The 18,170-nt window shown below is 71.9% G+C and carries 13 protein-coding genes; 6 read left to right on the top strand and 7 right to left on the bottom strand.

Features of this window, described 5'->3' with window-relative positions:
* Positions 1-131 precede the first annotated feature (131 nt).
* The 3 genes from ABD808_RS24665 to ABD808_RS24655 form a co-directional block, all read right to left on the bottom strand.
* Positions 132-2,399 (bottom strand): SulP family inorganic anion transporter, encoded by a 2,268-nt coding sequence (locus ABD808_RS24665; protein WP_344900688.1) that lies wholly within the window; start codon positions 2,397-2,399, stop codon positions 132-134.
* 87 nt (positions 2,400-2,486) lie between these two features.
* Positions 2,487-4,493 (bottom strand): hypothetical protein, encoded by a 2,007-nt coding sequence (locus tag ABD808_RS24660; protein WP_344900686.1) that lies wholly within the window; start codon positions 4,491-4,493, stop codon positions 2,487-2,489.
* Between the two features lie 314 nt (positions 4,494-4,807).
* Positions 4,808-5,407 (bottom strand): YbhB/YbcL family Raf kinase inhibitor-like protein, encoded by a 600-nt coding sequence (locus ABD808_RS24655; protein ID WP_344900684.1) that lies wholly within the window; start codon positions 5,405-5,407, stop codon positions 4,808-4,810.
* A 386-nt stretch (positions 5,408-5,793) separates the two neighbouring features.
* Here ABD808_RS24655 and ABD808_RS24650 point away from each other — a divergent pair, with 386 nt between their 5' ends.
* Positions 5,794-7,155 (top strand): NAD(P)/FAD-dependent oxidoreductase, encoded by a 1,362-nt coding sequence (locus ABD808_RS24650; RefSeq protein ID WP_344900681.1) that lies wholly within the window; start codon positions 5,794-5,796, stop codon positions 7,153-7,155.
* Positions 7,156-7,385: 230 nt separating this feature from the next.
* Here the strand turns inward: ABD808_RS24650 and ABD808_RS24645 are convergent, their stop codons facing one another.
* Both ABD808_RS24645 and ABD808_RS24640 read right to left on the bottom strand, forming a co-directional pair.
* Entirely contained in the window at positions 7,386-8,195 is an 810-nt protein-coding gene (locus ABD808_RS24645; protein WP_344900679.1) for an ABC transporter permease, read from the bottom strand.
* Positions 8,192-9,211: an ATP-binding cassette domain-containing protein gene (locus tag ABD808_RS24640; RefSeq protein WP_344900677.1), complete on the bottom strand. Its 1,020-nt coding sequence runs from the start codon at positions 9,209-9,211 to the stop codon at positions 8,192-8,194. Before ABD808_RS24640 ends, ABD808_RS24645 begins: the two co-directional genes overlap by 4 nt.
* Before the next feature lie 260 nt (positions 9,212-9,471).
* Here ABD808_RS24640 and ABD808_RS24635 point away from each other — a divergent pair, with 260 nt between their 5' ends.
* Positions 9,472-10,032 (top strand): PH domain-containing protein, encoded by a 561-nt coding sequence (locus ABD808_RS24635; RefSeq protein ID WP_344900675.1) that lies wholly within the window; start codon positions 9,472-9,474, stop codon positions 10,030-10,032.
* Entirely contained in the window at positions 10,029-11,639 is a 1,611-nt protein-coding gene (locus ABD808_RS24630; RefSeq protein ID WP_344900673.1) for a PH domain-containing protein, read from the top strand. The genes ABD808_RS24635 and ABD808_RS24630 overlap by 4 nt, the downstream gene beginning before the upstream one ends.
* Here ABD808_RS24630 and sepH read toward each other — a convergent pair.
* Positions 11,611-13,212 (bottom strand): septation protein SepH, encoded by a 1,602-nt coding sequence (gene sepH, locus ABD808_RS24625; protein ID WP_344900671.1) that lies wholly within the window; start codon positions 13,210-13,212, stop codon positions 11,611-11,613. The two genes, ABD808_RS24630 and sepH, sit on opposite strands and share 29 nt — an antisense overlap.
* A 413-nt stretch (positions 13,213-13,625) precedes the next feature.
* On the opposite strand from sepH, the gene ABD808_RS24620 reads away from it, so the two are divergent.
* The gene (locus ABD808_RS24620; protein WP_344900669.1) at positions 13,626-14,552 is read left to right on the top strand and encodes a hypothetical protein; all 927 of its coding nucleotides are present in this window, start codon (positions 13,626-13,628) and stop codon (positions 14,550-14,552) included.
* Here ABD808_RS24620 and ABD808_RS24615 read toward each other — a convergent pair.
* The gene (locus ABD808_RS24615) at positions 14,549-15,859 is read right to left on the bottom strand and encodes a D-arabinono-1,4-lactone oxidase (protein WP_344900667.1); all 1,311 of its coding nucleotides are present in this window, start codon (positions 15,857-15,859) and stop codon (positions 14,549-14,551) included. The genes ABD808_RS24620 and ABD808_RS24615 overlap by 4 nt on opposite strands.
* 193 nt (positions 15,860-16,052) lie before the next feature.
* Here ABD808_RS24615 and ABD808_RS24610 point away from each other — a divergent pair, with 193 nt between their 5' ends.
* Together ABD808_RS24610 and ABD808_RS24605 are read left to right on the top strand one after the other, a co-directional pair.
* Positions 16,053-17,219, top strand: a complete 1,167-nt coding sequence (locus tag ABD808_RS24610; RefSeq protein ID WP_344900665.1) for a lytic transglycosylase domain-containing protein — start codon at positions 16,053-16,055, stop codon at positions 17,217-17,219.
* A 33-nt stretch (positions 17,220-17,252) separates the two neighbouring features.
* Complete coding sequence (locus tag ABD808_RS24605) at positions 17,253-18,161, top strand: ferrochelatase (RefSeq protein ID WP_344900780.1); 909 nt, start codon at positions 17,253-17,255, stop codon at positions 18,159-18,161.
* Positions 18,162-18,170: the final 9 nt, after the last annotated feature.

Genomic DNA, 18,170 nt, shown 5'->3' with positions numbered 1-18,170 from the left:
GACACGTCGGGCGCCACGATCGGGGGCGACGTGGCGCGCTGACCGGGGGACGCGGTGGTGCCAGAGCCACTGTGGAGAGCGTGGGCCGTCCGGGCGGGGGGACGGCCCACGCGCATTCTTGGAAGCGGGGTTCAGGCGCGTGTCGAACGGCGCGGGGGCGCGTCCGGGACGAGGGCGAACGTCCCCGCTGAACGATCCAGGATCTCCACCCGCGCGGACTGAAGGTCGAGGTAGAGGCCCACGAGCTCGATCTCGCCGGACTCGACCCGTTCCCTGAGCCACGGATACGTGAGCAGGTTGTCCAGCTGCTGCATCACGTTGATCTTGCAGAGGCGGGTGAGCGGCGGCTCGTCGGTGTCGGGCGGCGGCTCCTCGGCGAGGAACCGGGCCAGGCTGTGGTTGCCGTGCTTGAGCCACCGCGACAGCCCCGTCAGATGCTCCACCTCGGTGCCGCCCGCGAGGAGCGCGGCCATCGCGCCGCAGTTGGAGTGCCCGCAGATGGTGATCGTCCGGATGTCCAGGACGTTGGTGGCGTACTCGACGGTCGCCGCGACGGAGTCGTCGGGCGTCCGGGAGCCGTGCCGCGGGACGAGGGCCCCCACGTTCCGGTTGATGAACAGGTCGCCGGGCCCGCTGGCGGTGATGATGTTCGGCACGATGCGCGAGTCCACGCAGGTGATGAACAGGTGCTGGGGCTTCTGCTCCATCGCCAGCTCGGCCATGATCGGCCGGACGAGCCGGGCGGTGCGGCCGTGGTACTCCTGCACACCGGCGAGCAGCACGGCGGCGGGCGACACCTCCGGCGCGTCCAACTCGGCCTCCGAACGCCGCCGCCGATTCGCCCAGGGCGCCCACCAGCGGGCAGGGGGCGGGGGTGTTTTACGTGGTGCGGACATGTCTCCTGTCACAGCCCTTTCATACCAAGCCTCGTGAACCTCGTCGATGTCGACCCTGCCGCCGTGCCGTTCGTGCGCCAGCCGCCACTGGTGGACGGCGTCGAACGCGGCATGGTCCATGAAGTCGACGTCGAGGTCCAGGTCGACGTGGGCACCGGGCGGTACGTCCTGGAGTTGGCGCGTCAGCTTCGGCACCCCGAGGAACGTGAGCGTGCCCGCCACGACCACGTGCACGCGGGGCGGCACCGGCCCGTCGTCCGGCGCCGGGACGAGATGCTCCGCGCGGACCGACAGTCGCGTCAGCCGCCGCAGCGCCATGATCGCCATGATGCCGACGCCGAGCAGCACGCCCTCGCCGAGCCCGAGGACGACGACGCCGCCGAGGGTCGTGAAGTACGCGGTCGCCTCCCGGTGGTGGCGCAGATCACGGATGCGGGCGGTGTCGATCAGCCGGAACCCGAGGACCACCAGGAGTGCCGCGAGCGCGGACAGCGGCACCTGCTCGATGAGCGGGCCGCACGCCAGCGCCAGCACCAGCACCCACACGCCGTGCATGATCGTGGACACGCGGGTGCGGGCGCCCGCCTCCAGGTTCGCCGAACTCCGGACGATCACGCCCGCGATCGGCAGCCCACCGAGGAACCCCGACACCGCGTTGCCCGCGCCCTGGCCGAGCAGGTCGCGGTCGAGGTCGGCGCGGGCGACCCCGGCGGGACGCCTGCGGTCGATCGCCACGCTGCACAGCAGCGACTCGACGGCCGCGACGAGCGCGACGGAGACGACGGCGCCGACGATGCCGTGCGGGGAGCCGTCCGGAAGGGCGGGGGCGTGCCATCCGCTGAGGAGGGTGTCGGGCAGTTCCACGCGCCGCGCGTTCCAGCCGAGCGACCAGGCGACGGCGGTGGCGAGGGCGATGGCGGGCAGTGGGCCGGGGACGAGCCGCAGCCATCCGCCGCGCGGCAGCCGCGCCCAGATGAGCAGGACGAGCACCGTCAACCCCCCGAGCAGCGCCGGATGGGTGTGCGGGTGCGCCAGCTGTCCGGGCAGCTCGCGCAGGTTGTCGAGCGCCGACTGCTGGGGGGTGCCGCCGAGGACGACGTGCACCTGCGCCAGCATGAGGACGACGCCGACGCCCGCGAGCATCCCGTAGACGACGGCGGGGGAGACGGCGAGCGCGGTGCGCGCGACCCGGCTGGCGCCGAGCGCGAGTTGCAGCAGCCCGGCGAGCATCGTGATCGTGCAGGTGGCGCGCCAGCCGTAGGTGTCGACGAGCCCGGCGACGAGCACGGTCAGCCCGGCCGCGGGCCCGGAGACCTGGAGCGGTGAGCCGCCGATCGATCCGGCGACGATCCCGCCGACCACGGCGGCGATCAGCCCGGCGGCGATCGGGGCGCCGGAGGCGACCGCGATGCCCAGCGACAGCGGGATCGCGACCAGGAACACGACGAAGGAGGAAAGGAGATCTTGGCGGAGGTGAGAAAGTTTCGTAAACCTGGGAGTCACGTCGAATATGTAACCCGAATCACCTGCCTTCACCCGTGAAACGCGAAGGCCACCGGACGGATCCGGCGGCCTTCACCCGTGTTCGGGTCAGCGGCGGTAGTTCTCCCAGTCGTCGGTGGGCTGGCGGGAACCGTACGGGCCGGTGTCGTTCGGGTGCCCCGGCGGGTAGCCGCCCTGGGGCGGACCGCCCTGCGGGCCGGTGCCGTACCCGCCGGCCCCGTACGTCTGGGTGGCGTTCGGGTCGACGTAGCCGCCGCCCTGCGCGCCCGTGTCACGCGGACCGGACAGCGGGTCGCCGCCGCCGTTGTAGCTGCTGCCGCTGAAGTCGCCGTAGGCGCCCGCGCCACCGCCACCCGAACCGGTGCCGGGGGAACCGCCGTACGGTTCGCGTCCGGTGCCGCTGAGCGGGTCGTCGTACCGGGGCGCCGAGTCGCCGTAGGCGGGGGCCGTCGGGTAACCGTCGTTCTGCTGGCCCTGCCCGTATCCGGACGCGCCGCCGAGGCCCGAGTCGTATCCGGGCGTGGCGCCGGACGGCACGCCCGAGCCCACCCCGGAGTCGTAGCCGCCGGAGTGGCCGGGCGACGACCACGGACCGGTCGCGGTGTTGCCGGTTCCGCCGCCCGCGCCGCCGCCGGTACCGAACGAGCCGGTGCCGAGCGGGTCGCCGAGGGGATCGTTCAGGGAACCGCCGCCGTAGCCCGGGTCGGACGAGGCCGGACCCGACGACCGCTGCCGGTCGTTCTGGATGCGCTGGAGCAGCTCGTCCACGGTCGGGAGCTTGTGACCGTCGGTGTCGGTGCCACCGCCGGGGGTCGCACCAGGGGGGGCGCCAGGAGGGGCGCCGTGCGCCGCCGGGGCCTGGGGAGCGGGCGCGCCGGACGGCTCGTCGGTGCGGCCGAGCGGCAGCCCGAGCGGGTCGGACACGCGGGGATCGGGCATCCGTGGATCGGGCACGCGCGGGTCGCCCAGCCCGGGCGAACCGGGAGCGGGCGCGCCGGGTGCGGAGGGGACGGGACCGGACGGGCCGAGCCCGAGGTCGTAACCGTCCTGGCGGCCTCCGGGGGGCGGGCCAGCGGCCGCGGCGGGACGGCCGCCCAGCGGGTCGGACCCGTAGGACGGCTCGGGGGAGCCGTGCTGGGACTGGTCGCCGTACCCCTGGTCCGGGTAGCCGGTGTCGTGGCCGCCGCCGTACTGGTCGCCGCCGTACTGCTCACTGCCGTACTGGTCGCCCGACCCGTAGTCGCCCGAACCGTAGTCGGCCGACCCGAACGCGGGCTGCGGCTCCTGCCCGCCGTAGGGGGACTGGTCGGGCATGCCGGGACCGCCGCCGTACGGCGACTGCATGCCGGGGCCGCCCTGGCCGCCGGGGGAGCCGAGGTCGGTGGGGATCGGGTCGAGCGCCGTCGAGCCCGGGTCCTGGCCGGTGAAGGGGGAGCCGCCCTGGAAGCCGCCCTGGCCGGGCGTCTGCTGCGGACCGGTCCCGCCGCCGAGGACGCCGAATCCCGGGCCGTCGGCGTTCATGGAGACCGGCTGGGTCAGGTTGTGCTGGGGCGGGCCGGGCTGCTCGGCGGGCGCCTGCTCGGCGGGGCCCTGCGCGTTCAGCGGGTCGGCTGACGGGTCGACGTCGCCGCGGGCGTCGTCGTTGTCGTGCTGCCAGGGGAACTTGGGCTTGTCGAAGGTGATCGTCGCCCAGTAGTCGTCGTCCTCCATCTCGTCCGACGCCGGGCCGCCGCTAGCGGCGGGCGGTGGCGGGGACGGGGTGGTGGGAGCCGCGAGCGGTCCGCCAGCGACCGGTCCGCCAGCGACGCGCCGGTCATGGGCGGCCTCGGGAGCGCCCGGACGTTCGTAGCCGCCGGAGTCGTATCCGGCGTCATAGCCCGAGTCGTAGCCGTCGTTGTAGCCGTAGCCGTCGGGGCCGCCCGCCTCCTCGTGCTGCGGCGGGACTCCTCTACGGCCGCGCGGCTGCTGCGGCTCGTCGTCCATCCAGTCGTCGTCGTCGCGTCCCGCCCTGCTGGCCCGCAGGCCGAGGGCCACGAGGACGACCACGAGGACCACGACCACAATGAGGCCGAAGACCACGATGTAAGAAGTCATGCCACCACCCAATGCCTTGGCCCGGTGAGAAGTCCCGGCGCGGACCGCGGGTCCGTTCCGGCCGATGCCGACGGCCTGTCGTCCTCGGGAGTCCGCCGCCCCGGCTCAACCCGATTCTGTCCGACCGCTATGACCGTTGTCACACCCTTCGCGCACATTTACCCTCGCACGGCGCGTGCCGATCGGTCGATCCGACCATCGGTACGCCCCTGTCGGCTCCAGCCCCCCGGTGGGGTCCGCCCTGACCCTGTGCTTCGAGACTTCACGTGTCCTGTGGCTCCACGTGCTTCGAGACTCCACGGTCAACGCGCCTACTAGCCGCCGAAGTTCCCTGTGATCCGTCCCCGCCCGACCGTGTGCTCGGCGATGGCGGGAAGCGAGTCCTTCAGTGCGGCGCCGTTCTGGAATGGTGCCGGATCGTCCAGCGCGTAGATGGTGAACCGGTACCGGTGCCGTTCTCCCTTGGGCGGGCACGGCGGCGCGTAGCCCACCTTCTTGTCCGTGGTCGATCCTTCGACGGTCCTGTCCAGACGTGCTCCCTCGACGAGTTCGTTCACGGTTCCGTCGATGCCCGCGATCACCCAGTGGACATAGGCGCCGCCGGAGGCGTCCGGATCGTCCATCACGATCGCGAACGACCTGGTTCCGGCCGGGGTGCCCGACCACCGCAGCGGCGGGGTCTTGCCCTGCCCGCCAGAGTACGTCGTACAGCCGTACCTCGGGGGCAAGTCGCGCCCTTCGCGGAAGACGGGGCTGGTCACCGTGAACCATTCCGACAGTTCGGCGCTCTTGTTCTGGGGTTGGCCGATCAGCCCGCAGCCGCCGACGGATCCGGCGAGCGCGAGCGCGCCGACCGCGGTCGCGGCCCTGGACGCGAACACGGTCGGAATCGGACGCCGGTCTCTGCTCATCATGGATTCGCTCCCGGGCGAGATCGTACGCCGCGCACCGCCGGATCGCCGTCATCTCGGCTCCGGATCTCGGCAGCCCGCGTCCCGCCGCCGGCGCCCCCTTCCTCGTCCGCCCCAACGATAGGGCTTCGCGGGGAGTGGAACGCGCCTTTCGTCCCACCGGGGACGGCTCTCCGGGGGCGGACGCTGTGACGTTGGTCATGAGTGTTTTGTCCGTTTGTGTCGAGTTAAAAGGGAAGGAGTGGCGTGTTTCACAGCGTCATCCGCGACTTTCTTTGCCAGAACGGGAAATTTTCGCGTTCTTCGCACGGTTCTCATTGGTGCCGGGCACGCTCCATCGAGTAGCTTGTGAATGTCTTCACAAGCCGACCGTGACATTGGAGGCCGCAATGGCCAGGACCGCCCAGGAGACCCCTGGCGCTCCCCACATCCTCATCGTGGGTGGTGGCTATGTGGGCATGTACACCGCCTTGCGCCTACAGAAGAAGCTGAAGCGCGAGCTGAGACGGGGCGAGGTCAGGATCACCGTCGTTGACCCCAACTCGTACATGACGTACCAGCCGTTCCTCCCCGAGGCGGCCGCCGGGAACATCTCCCCGCGGCACGTCGTCGTTCCGCTCCGCCGGGTCCTGCAGAAGTGCACCGTGCGCAAGGCCAGGGTCACCGAGCTGAACCACGAGGAGGGCTGGGCGATCGTCCAGCCGCTCGCGGGCACGCCGGAGCGGATCACCTACGACTACCTCGTCATGGCCGCGGGCGCGGTGCCCCGGCTGCTGCCGATCCCCGGGCTCGCCGAGAACGGCATCAGCCTGAAGACCGTCGGCGAGGCCATCCACCTGCGCAACCACGTGCTGGAGCAGCTGGAGATCGCCGAGTCGACCGACGACGAGGAGCTGCGCCGCAAGGCGCTGACGTTCGTGTTCGTCGGCGGCGGCTTCGCCGGGGTCGAGGCGGTCGCCGAGCTGGAGGACATGACCCGCGACGCCACCCGATACATGCGTAAGGTCACCCCGCAGGACCTGCGGTTCATGCTGGTCGAGGCGACCGGGCGCATCCTGCCCGAGGTCGGCCCCGACATGGGCAAGTGGACGGCCGAGCAGCTGCGCGGGCGCGGCATCGCCGTGAAGATGAACACCCTGCTGAAGTCGGCGGTGGGCGGACGCATCGAGCTGTCGGACGGCAGCAACTTCCTCGCCGGGACGCTGGTGTGGAACGCGGGCGTGAAGCCGTCGCCGGTCGTCCGGCTCGGTGACCTGCCGCTGGACGCGAAGGGCCGGGTCAAGGGCACCGAGTACCTGACGATCGAGGGCCTCGTGCGCGCGTTCACCGCGGGCGACAACGCCGCGATCCCGGACCTGACGCAGGACGGCGAGTTCTGCCCGCCGAACGCGCAGCACGCCGTCCGGCAGGCCAAACTGCTCGGCGACAACATCGTCCGGTCGCTGCGCGGCAAGACGTTGAAGCCCTACGTCCACGGCGACCTCGGCACCGTAGCCGGGCTCGGCCTGCACAAGGGCGTGGCGAACCCGCTCGGCTTCAAGCTCAAGGGCTGGCCCGCGTGGTTCTTCCACCGGACCTACCACGGCGCGATGGTCCCGACCTTCAACCGCAAGATCCGCGTCGTGGCGGACTGGACGCTCGCGCTGTTCCTCAAGCGCGAGACCGTCTCGCTCGCCACCGTCGAGCAGCCGCGCGCCGACTTCGAGCTAGCCGCTGTGTCTATTGCAGAGCTCTCCTCCGTCGGGCGCTGAGCGCCCTCCGTCGTCGTGCACTGCGGTGCGATCGCTGCATCGCTCCGACCCGCCTGGAGGCTCGCTGCGCGATCAGGTTTCTCGCAAGCTCGAAACCTGCCTTCGGACGCGATCGCAACAGTTGAGGTCGCTGTCGGTCGCGGCGATGGCCGATCTGGTCACGGGCATGCCGAAACGGCCGTCCGGACCGTGCCCCGAAAGGGGTCACGGTCCGGGCGGCCGTTTGATGCTCACGCGCGCTTCTTGAAGGCGCGCAACGACAGCGGTGCGAAGACCAGGGCGATCCCGAGACCCCAGACCAGTGCGATCCAGGCGTGTTCGAGGACGGGCCCGCCCACGAGCAGGCCGCGCATCGCCTCCACCAGGTGGGTCACCGGACTGTTGTCCATCACCCAGGCCACCGGCCCCGGAATCCCCTCGGTGGTCTTGATGAACGCCGTGCTCAGGAAGCTCAGCGGGAAGATCACCACAAAGCCGAAGATCTGCACCTTCTCCGGCTCGCTCACCTTCATCGCGATGTAGACCGACGTCCACGAGAACAGGACCGCGAAGGTCAGCAACAGGATGAACGAGGTGAGCAGGGCGAAGACGTTCGTCCCGAGCCGGAACCCGATCGCGAAGCCGACCGCCAGCAGGATCGACATCGACCACGCCTGCTTGACGGTGTCGGCGATGATCCGGCCGACGAGCGGCGCGCTGCGCGAGATCGGCAGGCTCCGGAACCGGTCGAACACGCCCTTGGTGATGTCGGTGTTGAGCCCGAAACCGGTGCTCATCCCGGCGAACAGGGCGTTCTGCGCGATGATGCCGGGAATCAGGACGGGCAGATAGGCGTCGACGCTGCCCTCCATCGCGGGCCCGAAGACGTACGCGAACAGCAGCACGAACATCATGGGCTGGAGGGACAGGTCGAGCAGTTCCATCGGGTTGTGCTTGATCTGGACGAGGTTTCGCCAGGCCAGCGTGAGGATGTTGCGGACGGCGGTGCCCGGCGCGACCCGCTTGGACAGATCCTGCGGCGCGAACGTCGCGGTGGTCATGCCGACGCCCCTTCCCGGTCGGCCGACTTGTCGGCGGACTCGTTCTTCACGGACTGCTCCAGCTCGTCGGCCTCGGCGTCGATGTCCTCGGTGTGGTGGCCGGTGAGGGCGAAGAACACCTCGTCCAGGCTGGACTTGCGCAGCGACAGCTCGCCGACGGTCACGCCCGCGTCGTCGAGACGGCGGACGACGGCGGGCATCAGCTCCGGATCGGTGATCGGCGTGCTGATCAGGCCGTCCCGGACCTCCGGCTCGGCCTCGGCCAGCTCGCCGACGATCCGCGCCGCGGTGTCCAGATCCGGCGCGTTGACCGGGCGGACCTCCAGCACCTGCCCGCCGACCTGCGACTTCAGCACGTCGGACGTGCCGTGCGCGATGGCCTGCCCGCGGTCGATGACGATGATGTCGTCGGCCAGCTGGTCGGCCTCCTCCAGGTACTGCGTGGTGAGCAGCACGGTCACGCCGTCGTCGGTCAGGCCGCGGACGATGTCCCACAGGCCGTTGCGGCTGCGCGGGTCGAGGCCGGTGGTCGGCTCGTCCAGGAACAGGATCTGCGGCCGTCCGACCAGGCTGGCCGCCAGGTCGAGACGGCGGCGCATCCCGCCGGAGTAGGTCTTCGCGGCGCGTTCGGCGGCGTCGGTCAGCTGGAAACGTTCCAGCAGCTCGGCCGCGCGCGCCTTGGCGTCGCGGCGCGGGATGCCGAGCAGACGGCCGATCAGGACGAGGTTCTCGGTGCCGGTGAGCATCTCGTCGACCCCGGCGTACTGCCCGGTCAGGCCGATGAGCTGCCGCACCTTGTGCGCGTCCTTGACGACGTCGAAGCCGCCGACGCTCGCCCTGCCCCCGGTCGGTTCGATCAGGGTGGCGAGGATACGGGTCATGGTGGTCTTGCCCGCGCCGTTCGGCCCGAGCACGCCGAGCACCGTCCCGGCGTCGGCGGTGAGAGAGACGCCCGCCAGCGCCTGGGTCTCACCGAACCGCTTCTCCAAGCCCTCGGCCTGGATCGCGTACGTCATGTGATCTCCTGGTGGTTGGTTCGCCGGACGTCTACGCCTCTCAGAAGAGAGACCAGCCAAAATATGCGGTGTCCGGATAAGTTCGCATCCAGTTTTCCGCCGCCCCGTGCCTGGCCCTGTCAGCGACGCAAGATGCGTCCTGGAAACATCGCATGCACCTCTGACAGAACGCTCACCTCCGGCGGATTGTGCCCCGGATCCCGCGATTCGACCTCGCAGGTGACAACGGGAGGGGACCTCCGGCGTTCTAAACTCGCGGTGTGACGTCGGTGCGGAGCGGTCACGGGGAGGACGGCGGGGGGCCGCACCCGCCGCGCTTGCGGCCGCCCGAACACCGGGTGTCGCGCCGCGCCGTCGCGCACTGGGCGATCGAGTACCTGCTGCTGTGGGGGCTCGCGTTCGGTCTCGCGGTGGGCGTGGCGGCCTGGGCGGGCGACGAGGGGTGGAGCGGCGTGCCCGGCTGGCTGTCCGGCCGGATCGGCTGGCTGCCCTACGCCGTCGGCGCCGCCGGGCTCCTCATGGTGTCCGTCGCGCCCGTGTGGCGATACCGCGTCCACCGGTGGGAGGTCAGCGCCGACGTCGTCTACACGCGGACGGGCTGGTTCAGCCGCGAATGGCTGCTCGTGCCGGTGAGCCGCATCCAGACCGTCGACACCGAGCAGGGCTGGATAGAACGGATGCTGGGCCTCGCCACCATCGAGGTGAACACGGCCTCGCACACCGGGTCGTCCGAGGTGTCCGGCCTTCCGGTGGACGTGGCGACCCACCTCGCCGAGGATCTCGCGCGACGCGCCCACGACCTCCGCGACGACGCCACGTGAACGTCCAGGACGGCGACCACACCCCCGAACCCGCCGCGCGCCCGCACCCGGCCCCCGAACCGTCGTCGAACGGTCACGGGGGCGACCACCGTCCCGCGCTCAACGGGACGTCGCCGCCGGACGTCGGCCGCGCGCAGCGGCTGCATCCGCTCACCTTCGTCGTCGGGGCCGTCCGCGAACTCGTGGCGCTGGTCGCCGCCGGGGCGACGGGGCTGCTCGTCGGCGGGCTGTCCACGGCGTTCTACTTCACGCTCATCGGGCTCGCGTTCGGGCTGCTGGTGCACGTCGCGAGCTGGGCGACGTTCACCTATGTCCTGTACGGCGACCGGATCGAGTTCCGGCGCGCCCTCATCGGACGGTCCGTCAAGAGCATCCCGCGCGACCGGATCCGGGGCGTCGACATCAGCGCGTCCCTGCCGCACCGGCTGCTGGGCCTCGCCGTCGTCGAGATCGACGCGGGCGCCGACGGCGGCGAGGGGTCGCTGAACGCCGTGTCCCGGCAGGAGGCCGACCGGCTCCGGGGCGTGCTGCTGGCACGCGACGCGCCGACCCGTGACGCGCCCGCGCCGCCGAGCCGTGTCCTCGCCCGCATGCGGCGTCGCTGGTACGTGTACGCGCCGCTCAGCGGCGCCTACCTGTTCACCCCGTTCGCGCTGGCCGGGAGCCTGCTCGGCACCGTCTACAACCTCGGCGACGACCTCGGCCTCATCACCCGGGAGCGGGTGGAGGGCGTCGGCCATGACGTGGTGGGGCTGTCCACCGCCCTCGTCGTCGCGCTGGCCATCCTCGTGCTGATCGCCATGCCGGTCATGTCGGTCATTGTTTTCACACTGTTCAACTGGGACTTCACCGTCCGCGAACGGGACGGATCCGTCGTCGCGGAACGTGGCCTCATCACCCGCCGCAGTGTGTCGCTGGAGCGTCGCCGGTTGCGGGGGGTCGAGCTGGCCGACAACCCGTTCGAGCGCGTGGCCGGGGTGACCCGTGTGGGCGCGCTGATCACCGGTCTGGGGGACGCCGCGCATCGCGGCCGTCTGCTGCCCGCAGCGCCGCGCGGGGTCGCCGAGGCGCTCGCCGCCCGCGTGGTCGGGGCCGTGCCCGGGCCGCTGGTCGCGCATCCGCCCGCCGCGCGGGGGCGACGGCTCGTCCGCGCGATGGCGCTCCCGGCGGGGGTCGCCGTCCTGGCGCTGCTCGCCGGTCAGCCCTGGGTGGCCTGCGCGTGCGCCGTGTTCGTCGTGCCCGCCGTCCCGCTCGGGCTCGACCGCTACCGGCAGCTCGGCCACGGCACGGACGGGGAGCGCCTCAGCGTCCGGTCCGGCTCGCTGCGCCGCCGCCAGGTGGTCGTCGAACACGGCGCCATCGTCGGGTGGCGCATCCGCCGGACCCTCTTCCAGCGCAGGCTCGGCCTGGCGACGCTGTTCGCCGCGGTCGGCGCCGGGGACGGCGGCTACTCCGCCACGGACATGGCGGAGGCCGACGCCGTGGCGCTGGCCGCCGAGATCACCCCGGCCTGGTTGGCGCCGTTCCTGGAGCCCCCGCCGGACGGCGAGGGCCGCGGCGAGGTTGACGTCCGGCCGCCTACTCGGGGCGGCGGGCGCCGAACATGATCTCGTCCCAGGACGGCACGGAGGCGCGCTTGCCCTTGGCCTTGCGGCGCCGCGCCGGACGGGGCGCCGCCGTATCACCGTTGCTCGCGGCCGCGGCGGGCGTCCCCGCGGCGGGTCGTTCGGCGGCGGGCCTTTCGGTCGCGGGCTTCTCCTGTGCGGCGGCGGGCATGGCGGGACGGCTCGGCTGCTTCTTCTTCGCGGGCGTCCGCGACGACTGCCGCTGCGCCGTCCGCTGCTGCGGTGCGGGCTTCTCCGCCGGGGCCTTCTCCGCTTCGACGGGTTCGGGCGCCGGTTCTGGTTCCGGCTCCGGCTCGGCGGGCTTCGCCTCGCTCCGCGGTTCCGTGGCGGGTGCCTTCTCCGCCGGTGCTTCCTCGGGCTGGTCGGCGACCGCCTCCGGCTCGGCGGGCTCCTCGGCGGCCTCTTCGACGAATTCTTCGGCGGTGGCTTCGCTGGGGGGGTCCGGCTCCTCGGCCTGGACGGTCTCCTCCGGCTCCGGGGCCTCCTGGACGTCCGCGGCGGCCCGCACCGGCTCGGCCGTCTCCGCCGGGTCCGGGGCGTCGTCGGTCGGACGGAGCGCTGCGGGCGGCCCGGTGGCGGCCTCGGCGGCGTCGTCGGTCTCGGGCGCGTCGTGAGTCTCGGGCGGGGCGGTCTCGGGCGGGGCGGCCTTGGCGAGGGCCGCCGCCTCGGCGCGGGCGGCTTCGGCGGCGGCGGCCTCCATACGGGCGGCCTCGCGCAGGACGGCCTCGGGCGGCCGCCGGAAGGGGCTGCGGGACTCGGTCGTCGGGCCGGGCTCGACGATGTAGTCGCGGGGCTCGGCGGCGCGCAGCGGTTCGCGGGCGCTCGCCTGCTCGGGCCGTTCGGCCTGCTCGGGCTCGGCGGGCAGCCCACGCGGAGCCGCCTCACGGTCGCGATCACGGTCACGGTCGCTGGACACGACCGTCATGGCGGGACGGCGCGGGACGAGCGGCGTCACGGTGTCGGACAGCGGCTCGTCGTCCCACTCGGCGGCGGTGAGACGCGCGGCGATCTCGTCCAGCGGGGAGACATGGCGGCGGCGCGGGTCGAACGTCCACTCGGCGGCGTGTGGGCGGCCGTTGTCGAAGAAGGAGAGCCGGACGCGCCAGGTGTTGTCCTCGCACTTCCAGGAGTCCCACTCGGCCTCTTCGAGGTCGACGCCGCCGCGGCCGAGGCGTTCCTCCACGGTCTCGCCGAGGGGCGGGCCGGGCGCGGACTCGCCGGGCCGCCGGACGGCGACGCGTTGCGCCTGCTGCGCCATGTACTCGCGTTCCTGTAGGACCGGGCCCTCGAACCAGCGGACGCGTTCGACCGGGATGCCCGCCGATTCGGCGATCTCCTCCGCGGTCTCGCCGGAGCGGATACGGGCCTGGATCTCCTTGGGGCGCAAGGGACTCTCCACTTCGATCTCGAACTGGCCGAGGCGGGAGAAGTGCCCACGGACCGCGGCGCGGAGCCGGTCGTCGACGGGCAGGGTGAACCGGGTGCCTCGGCCCGCGGTGGCCAGGACGAGGTACGTACCGTCCTCGCTGACCGCGACGAGGCGCAGCTCCTGCATGCGTGTCCTTCCTGCCCTGTCCTGATGGCACGGAGGACTCCGGACCCGTCCGGCCGTGCTCTCACCGGCCGGCCGTCCGATGCCCACCGAGGGCGCATGCGTGCCCTTCCCCCGGGTTCCCGAGTCTCTCTTTCGGACACACCTGCTGCCAGCACCGTACCCGGCATGTCCGAACATCGCCGCTCTCGAAGCCCTCTTCACGAGGTCGAAGAGGGCACCCGACCTAGCTTGCCGGTGACGCGACCGGCCCGGGGCCGCCCGGCTCGATTCTTGTCCATCTTTTTCCACACCGTGCCCGCCGGCGCCTCCGCCTCGACGTTGCGAGCGTCACGTCTCCGTCCGGAACATTCCGAATGTCCTGGTTAGTTGGTCATCGGGGGGTTGACGGCGATGGAACAGGGGTGAGTCGGGGAATGCGGCGCAAGCTGCCGGATCTCAGCACGACGCAGCTGATCGCGAGTGCGCTGGCGACGGCGGTCGCCGCCTTCGGCGCGTCCTACCTGGGGGTCTACGGGACGATCATCGGCGCGGCGCTGATGAGCGTGATCTCGACGGCCGGTTCGGCGGTCGGCAAGCACTATCTCGACCAGGGCAAGGACCAGATCAGGGAGCTGACGCACCTCCAGGCGGCGGCGCGGCGGCGGGAGACCGCCGAGGGCGCGGTGGGCGAGGCGACGAGCGCCGACCCGACCCGCACCGTCGTGTGGTCGGGCGACCCGAACGCCACCCGCTACGACCCCCCGTTCGGCGGCGGTGACCCGAACGCGACGCGGCTCGACGGCGTGTTCGGCGCCGATCCGAACGCCACCCGCCGGGAACCGGTCGACGCCGTCGCCGCGTCGCTCGCGGAGGAGGCGGGGGAGGACGCGGTCCGCCAGGTCGTCCGCCGGTCGGCGTGGGACGGCACGGTCGAATGGGCGAAGGCGCACTGGGTGAAGCTGGTGGTGTCGTCGGCCGCCGTGTTCGGCCTCGTGCTCGGCGGCATCACGCTCGTCGAGGCGACGACGGGGCAGCCCATAGGCAAGAGCAACAAGGGCTTGACGGTCACGAACGTCCTCGGCGGCGGAGGCGGCGGCAGTACGGACGACGACCCCACGCACGGGCCGTCCGGCCAGCCCACCGACCCCACGACCAGCCCGAGCGACACGCCGACGGGTGAGACGCCGTCCACACAGCCGAGTACGGACGGCCCACCGACGACGCAGCCGACGCAGGAACCCACCGGAGAGCCCACGCCGGGGCCGACGAGCACGGCGCCGACGGGACCGGACACCCCGACACCCAGCGAGGGCCCGCAGGGCGGCGGCGGCCAGCAGCAGACCCCCACACCCGGGGACTAGTCGCCGAACACGCGCCGTGTGTAGGGGTTGGCGAAGCGGCGGTCCGGGTCGAGTTCGTCTCGCAGAGCTTGGACGTCGCCGAACCGTGAATACACCTTCTCCAGGTAGGCCGCGTCGCGCGTGTGGAGCTTGCCCCAGTGGGGGCGTCCGTTCAGCGCGGTCATGATGTCCTCGACGCCTCGGAAGTACTCGTGGTGCGAGTCGCGGTGGAAGACGTGCACGGCGATGAACGCGCTGTGCCGTCCGTGCGCCATCGAAAGCCAGGCGTCCTCTTGGGGGAGGACCCGTACCTCGATGGGGAAGCTGATCCGCCAGTCCTTCCGTGCGAACAGGGAGCGGAGTTCGCGCAGGGCGGGGACGAGTTCCTCGCGCGGGATCGCGTACTCCTGCTCCTTGAACCGAACGGTTCGCGGGCTGGTGAAGACCTTGTACGACGTGTCGGTGTAGGTTCGGGCACCCAGCGCCTTGGCCGAGATGCCGTTCACGAACGGAGTGGTGGCGGGAACCAGGTGCGTGACCTGGTTGACCGCCCCGAAGACCGTGTTGGACAGGAACCTGTCGTCCAGCCAGTGCTTGAACCTGGGCAACGGCTCGGCGGGACCCTCCACACGGTTGTTCCGCTTGGTCAGGCAGCCCTCAGTGTGTGGGAACCAGTAGAACTCGAAGTGCTCGTTGGCGGTGTCGAACTCGTCCAGGCGCGCGAGGACCTCGTCCCACCGCATCGGCACCTCCCGCGCATGCAGAAGGAACGCGGGGATCGTTTGCCACGTGACGGCGGTGACGATGCCGAACGCGCCGAGGCCCGCGCGGGCCGCGTCGAACAGGTCGGGACGTTCCTTCCGCGAGCACGTCACGACGGTGCCGTCCGCGAGGACCAGTTCCAGCGCGACGACCTGCGAGGCGAGGCCCGCGCTGTCGCGGCCGGTGCCGTGCGTGGCGGTCTGGAGGGCCCCGGCGACAGTCTGCTCCTGGATGTCGCCCATGTTGGCCAGCGCGAGGCCGTGCTCGTCCAGAAGGCGATTGAGCGCGTGCAGCGGCAGCCCCGCCTCGACGGTGACCAGCCCGGACGCGGTGTCGACCGAACGCACGGCCGTCAGCCCGGTGGGGCGCAGCAGGACGCCCTCCGCGACGGCGGCCCCGGTGAAGGAGTGGCCCGTGCCCGGCATGCGGACGGTGAGGCCGTCGTCGGCCGCCGCCCGGACCGCCGCGGCCACCTCGTCCGTCGTGCCCGGCGTCTGGACGCGACGCGGCGTGGCCTGCTGGTTTCCTGCCCAGTTCTGCCAGGTTCGGTTGGTCACGGGGGACATGGCGTGACTCTAGGGGACATGGCGTGACTCTACTCGCGGCGGATTCATGAGGAAAGTTCATGTTTTTGGCCCGGGTCGATACCGTACGATCCGCGACGCTCCCAGATCATGATCCGGGCCATGATCCCGTGACATGCGGGAAAGAAGTGACACCGTGGGCACCCGTCCGTGACGACAGTCGTTGGGAAGTGTTGTGGCTCCTCCATCAGCACGGCGCGCCGGCTCGCGCGGCCGGGGCGGCCGGGGGCTGCCGCTCGTCATCGCCGGTATCGCGATCCTCGCCGCCGCCACCACGTCCGGTGGGGTCTTCGCCGCGCTGACCGCCGACGAGGACGCCCCGCCCGTGTCCGGCGCGACGGGGACGGAGCCGCCGCCGAGCGTGCCGCCCGGCGATCCGGTCAACGTGTCCACGGGCGGCCAGGTCGCGCCGCTGCGGCGGGTGGTGCCGCCGGACGTGCTGGCCGTGGGCGGCCACGGCCCGATCCCCGCCGCCAAGATCAAGAAGATCCGCGGGCTGGGGAAGATCGGGGACGTCGTGGCGGTCGCGGGCGGCGCCGTCCAGCTCCAGGGCCGCCAGGTGAACGCCCTCGCCGTCGACCCGTCGGCGTTCCGGTCCTGGACGCCGCCCGCGACGGCGCGCAAGACCGAGCTGTGGGAGGCGCTCGCGGCCGACAAGTTCGTGGTGTCCCCGGCCGCCGCCGAGAAGCTCCGGCTCGACCGGGGCATGCGCTACCCGGTGGTCGGACGGACCGTCCCGACCCTCACGATGGGCGGCGCCGGACCCCTCGGCCTGCCCGGCATCGACATGCTCGTCAGCGCGAACGCCGGGAACCGGATGGGGCTCGTCTCCAACGTGGCGGTCCTGGTCAACGCGCCCGGCGTCAGCCCGGCCAAGGTCGTCAGTGCGGTGACCAGGATCCTCGGCCGGGGCGCGAACGTGGTGAACCTGCACGACTTCCAGGAGCCGGCGGGCGGCGGGCGTCCGACCGGCTACCTGGACCTGTACAAGCGGGCGGCCTCCTCCTGCCGGGGCCTGTCCTGGACGGTCCTGGCCGCGATCGGCCAGGTCGAGAGCGACCACGGGCGCAACGCGGGCCCGTCCAGCGCGGGCGCGCTCGGCCCGATGCAGTTCATGCCCGCGACCTGGCGGACGTACGGGGTGGACGGCGACCGCGACGGCAAGGCCGACATCATGAACCCCTACGACGCCATCCCCGGAGCGGCCAAGTACCTGTGCGCGAACGGCGCGGGCCAGGGCGGACGGCGCCTCTACCAGGCGGTGTGGCGCTACAACCACGCCGACTGGTACGTCCAGAAGGTCCTCGGCTTGGCCCAGGCGTACGCACGGAAGTACAGCTGATTTGATGGAGTCATGACTTCGCGCGCGCGCGTGCTGACCCAGTACGACGCTTTGCTCCTTCTCTCCTTCGGCGGGCCGGAGGGGCCCGACGACGTGATCCCGTTCCTGGAGAACGTGACTCGCGGCCGGAACATCCCCCGCGCACGCCTGGAAGAGGTGGGCGAGCACTACTTCCTGTTCGGCGGGGTCAGCCCGATCAACCGGCTGTGCCGGGACCTCAAATCGGCCATCGAGGCCGATTTCGCCGCCCACGACATAGACCTGCCCGTCTATTGGGGCAACCGGAACTGGACCCCGTATCTGGCCGACACCGTCCGGCAGATGCAGGCGGACGGTGTCCGGAGGGCGGCCGCGTTCGTCACGTCCGCTTACAGCGGCTTCTCCACCAACGACCAGTACCTCAACGACATCGCGCGCGCACGCGCAGAGGTACCGGACGCGCCTGAGATCGACAAGCTGCCCGTCTACTGCGACAGGCCCGGATTCATCGAACCGTTCGTGGACGCCACCAAGGACGCACTGAGCCGACTCCCAGAAGGCGCCCGGCTGGTCTTCACCGCGCACAGCGTGCCGCTGGCCCAGCCCAACCGCGACCTGTACGCGGAAGAGCTGTACGCGGCCGCGCGGACGGTCGCGCAGAAGGCCGCCCCGGGGACGCCGTGGGATCTGGTGTACCAGAGCCGCAGCGGCCCGCCGACCCAGCCGTGGCTGGAACCGCAGATCACCGAGCATCTGGAGAAGCTGCGCGGCGAGGGCGTCCGCGCGGTCGCGGTCGTCCCGATCGGATTCGTCTCCGACCACATGGAGGTCAAGTACGACCTCGACGTCGAGGCCGCCGACCTGGCCGCCGACCTCGGCATCGCGTTCGCGCGCGCCGCCACCCCCGGCACCGACCCCCGCTTCGCCGCGCTGCCGCGCCACCTCCTGGGCGAGACGGAATGAGCGAAGCGA

Source organism: Actinomadura meridiana, assembly GCF_039537545.1.
GTDB classification, from domain to species: domain Bacteria; phylum Actinomycetota; class Actinomycetes; order Streptosporangiales; family Streptosporangiaceae; genus Spirillospora; species Spirillospora meridiana.
Note: the sequence above shows the minus strand (reverse complement) of the source record. Positions and strands in the feature narration are given on the sequence as shown.

What these genes read in the sequence shown, in the direction of transcription:
- ABD808_RS24615 (WP_344900667.1), bottom strand. Translation starts at nt 15,859, where the DNA reads ATGTCCCCCGTGACCAACCGAACCTGGCAGAACTGGGCAGGAAACCAG.
- ABD808_RS24640 (WP_344900677.1), bottom strand. Translation starts at nt 9,211, where the DNA reads ATGACGTACGCGATCCAGGCCGAGGGCTTGGAGAAGCGGTTCGGTGAG.
- sepH (WP_344900671.1), bottom strand. Translation starts at nt 13,212, where the DNA reads ATGCAGGAGCTGCGCCTCGTCGCGGTCAGCGAGGACGGTACGTACCTC.
- ABD808_RS24645 (WP_344900679.1), bottom strand. Translation starts at nt 8,195, where the DNA reads ATGACCACCGCGACGTTCGCGCCGCAGGATCTGTCCAAGCGGGTCGCG.
- ABD808_RS24655 (WP_344900684.1), bottom strand. Translation starts at nt 5,407, where the DNA reads ATGATGAGCAGAGACCGGCGTCCGATTCCGACCGTGTTCGCGTCCAGG.
- ABD808_RS24650 (WP_344900681.1), top strand. Translation starts at nt 5,794, where the DNA reads ATGGCCAGGACCGCCCAGGAGACCCCTGGCGCTCCCCACATCCTCATC.
- ABD808_RS24660 (WP_344900686.1), bottom strand. Translation starts at nt 4,493, where the DNA reads ATGACTTCTTACATCGTGGTCTTCGGCCTCATTGTGGTCGTGGTCCTC.
- ABD808_RS24620 (WP_344900669.1), top strand. Translation starts at nt 13,626, where the DNA reads ATGCGGCGCAAGCTGCCGGATCTCAGCACGACGCAGCTGATCGCGAGT.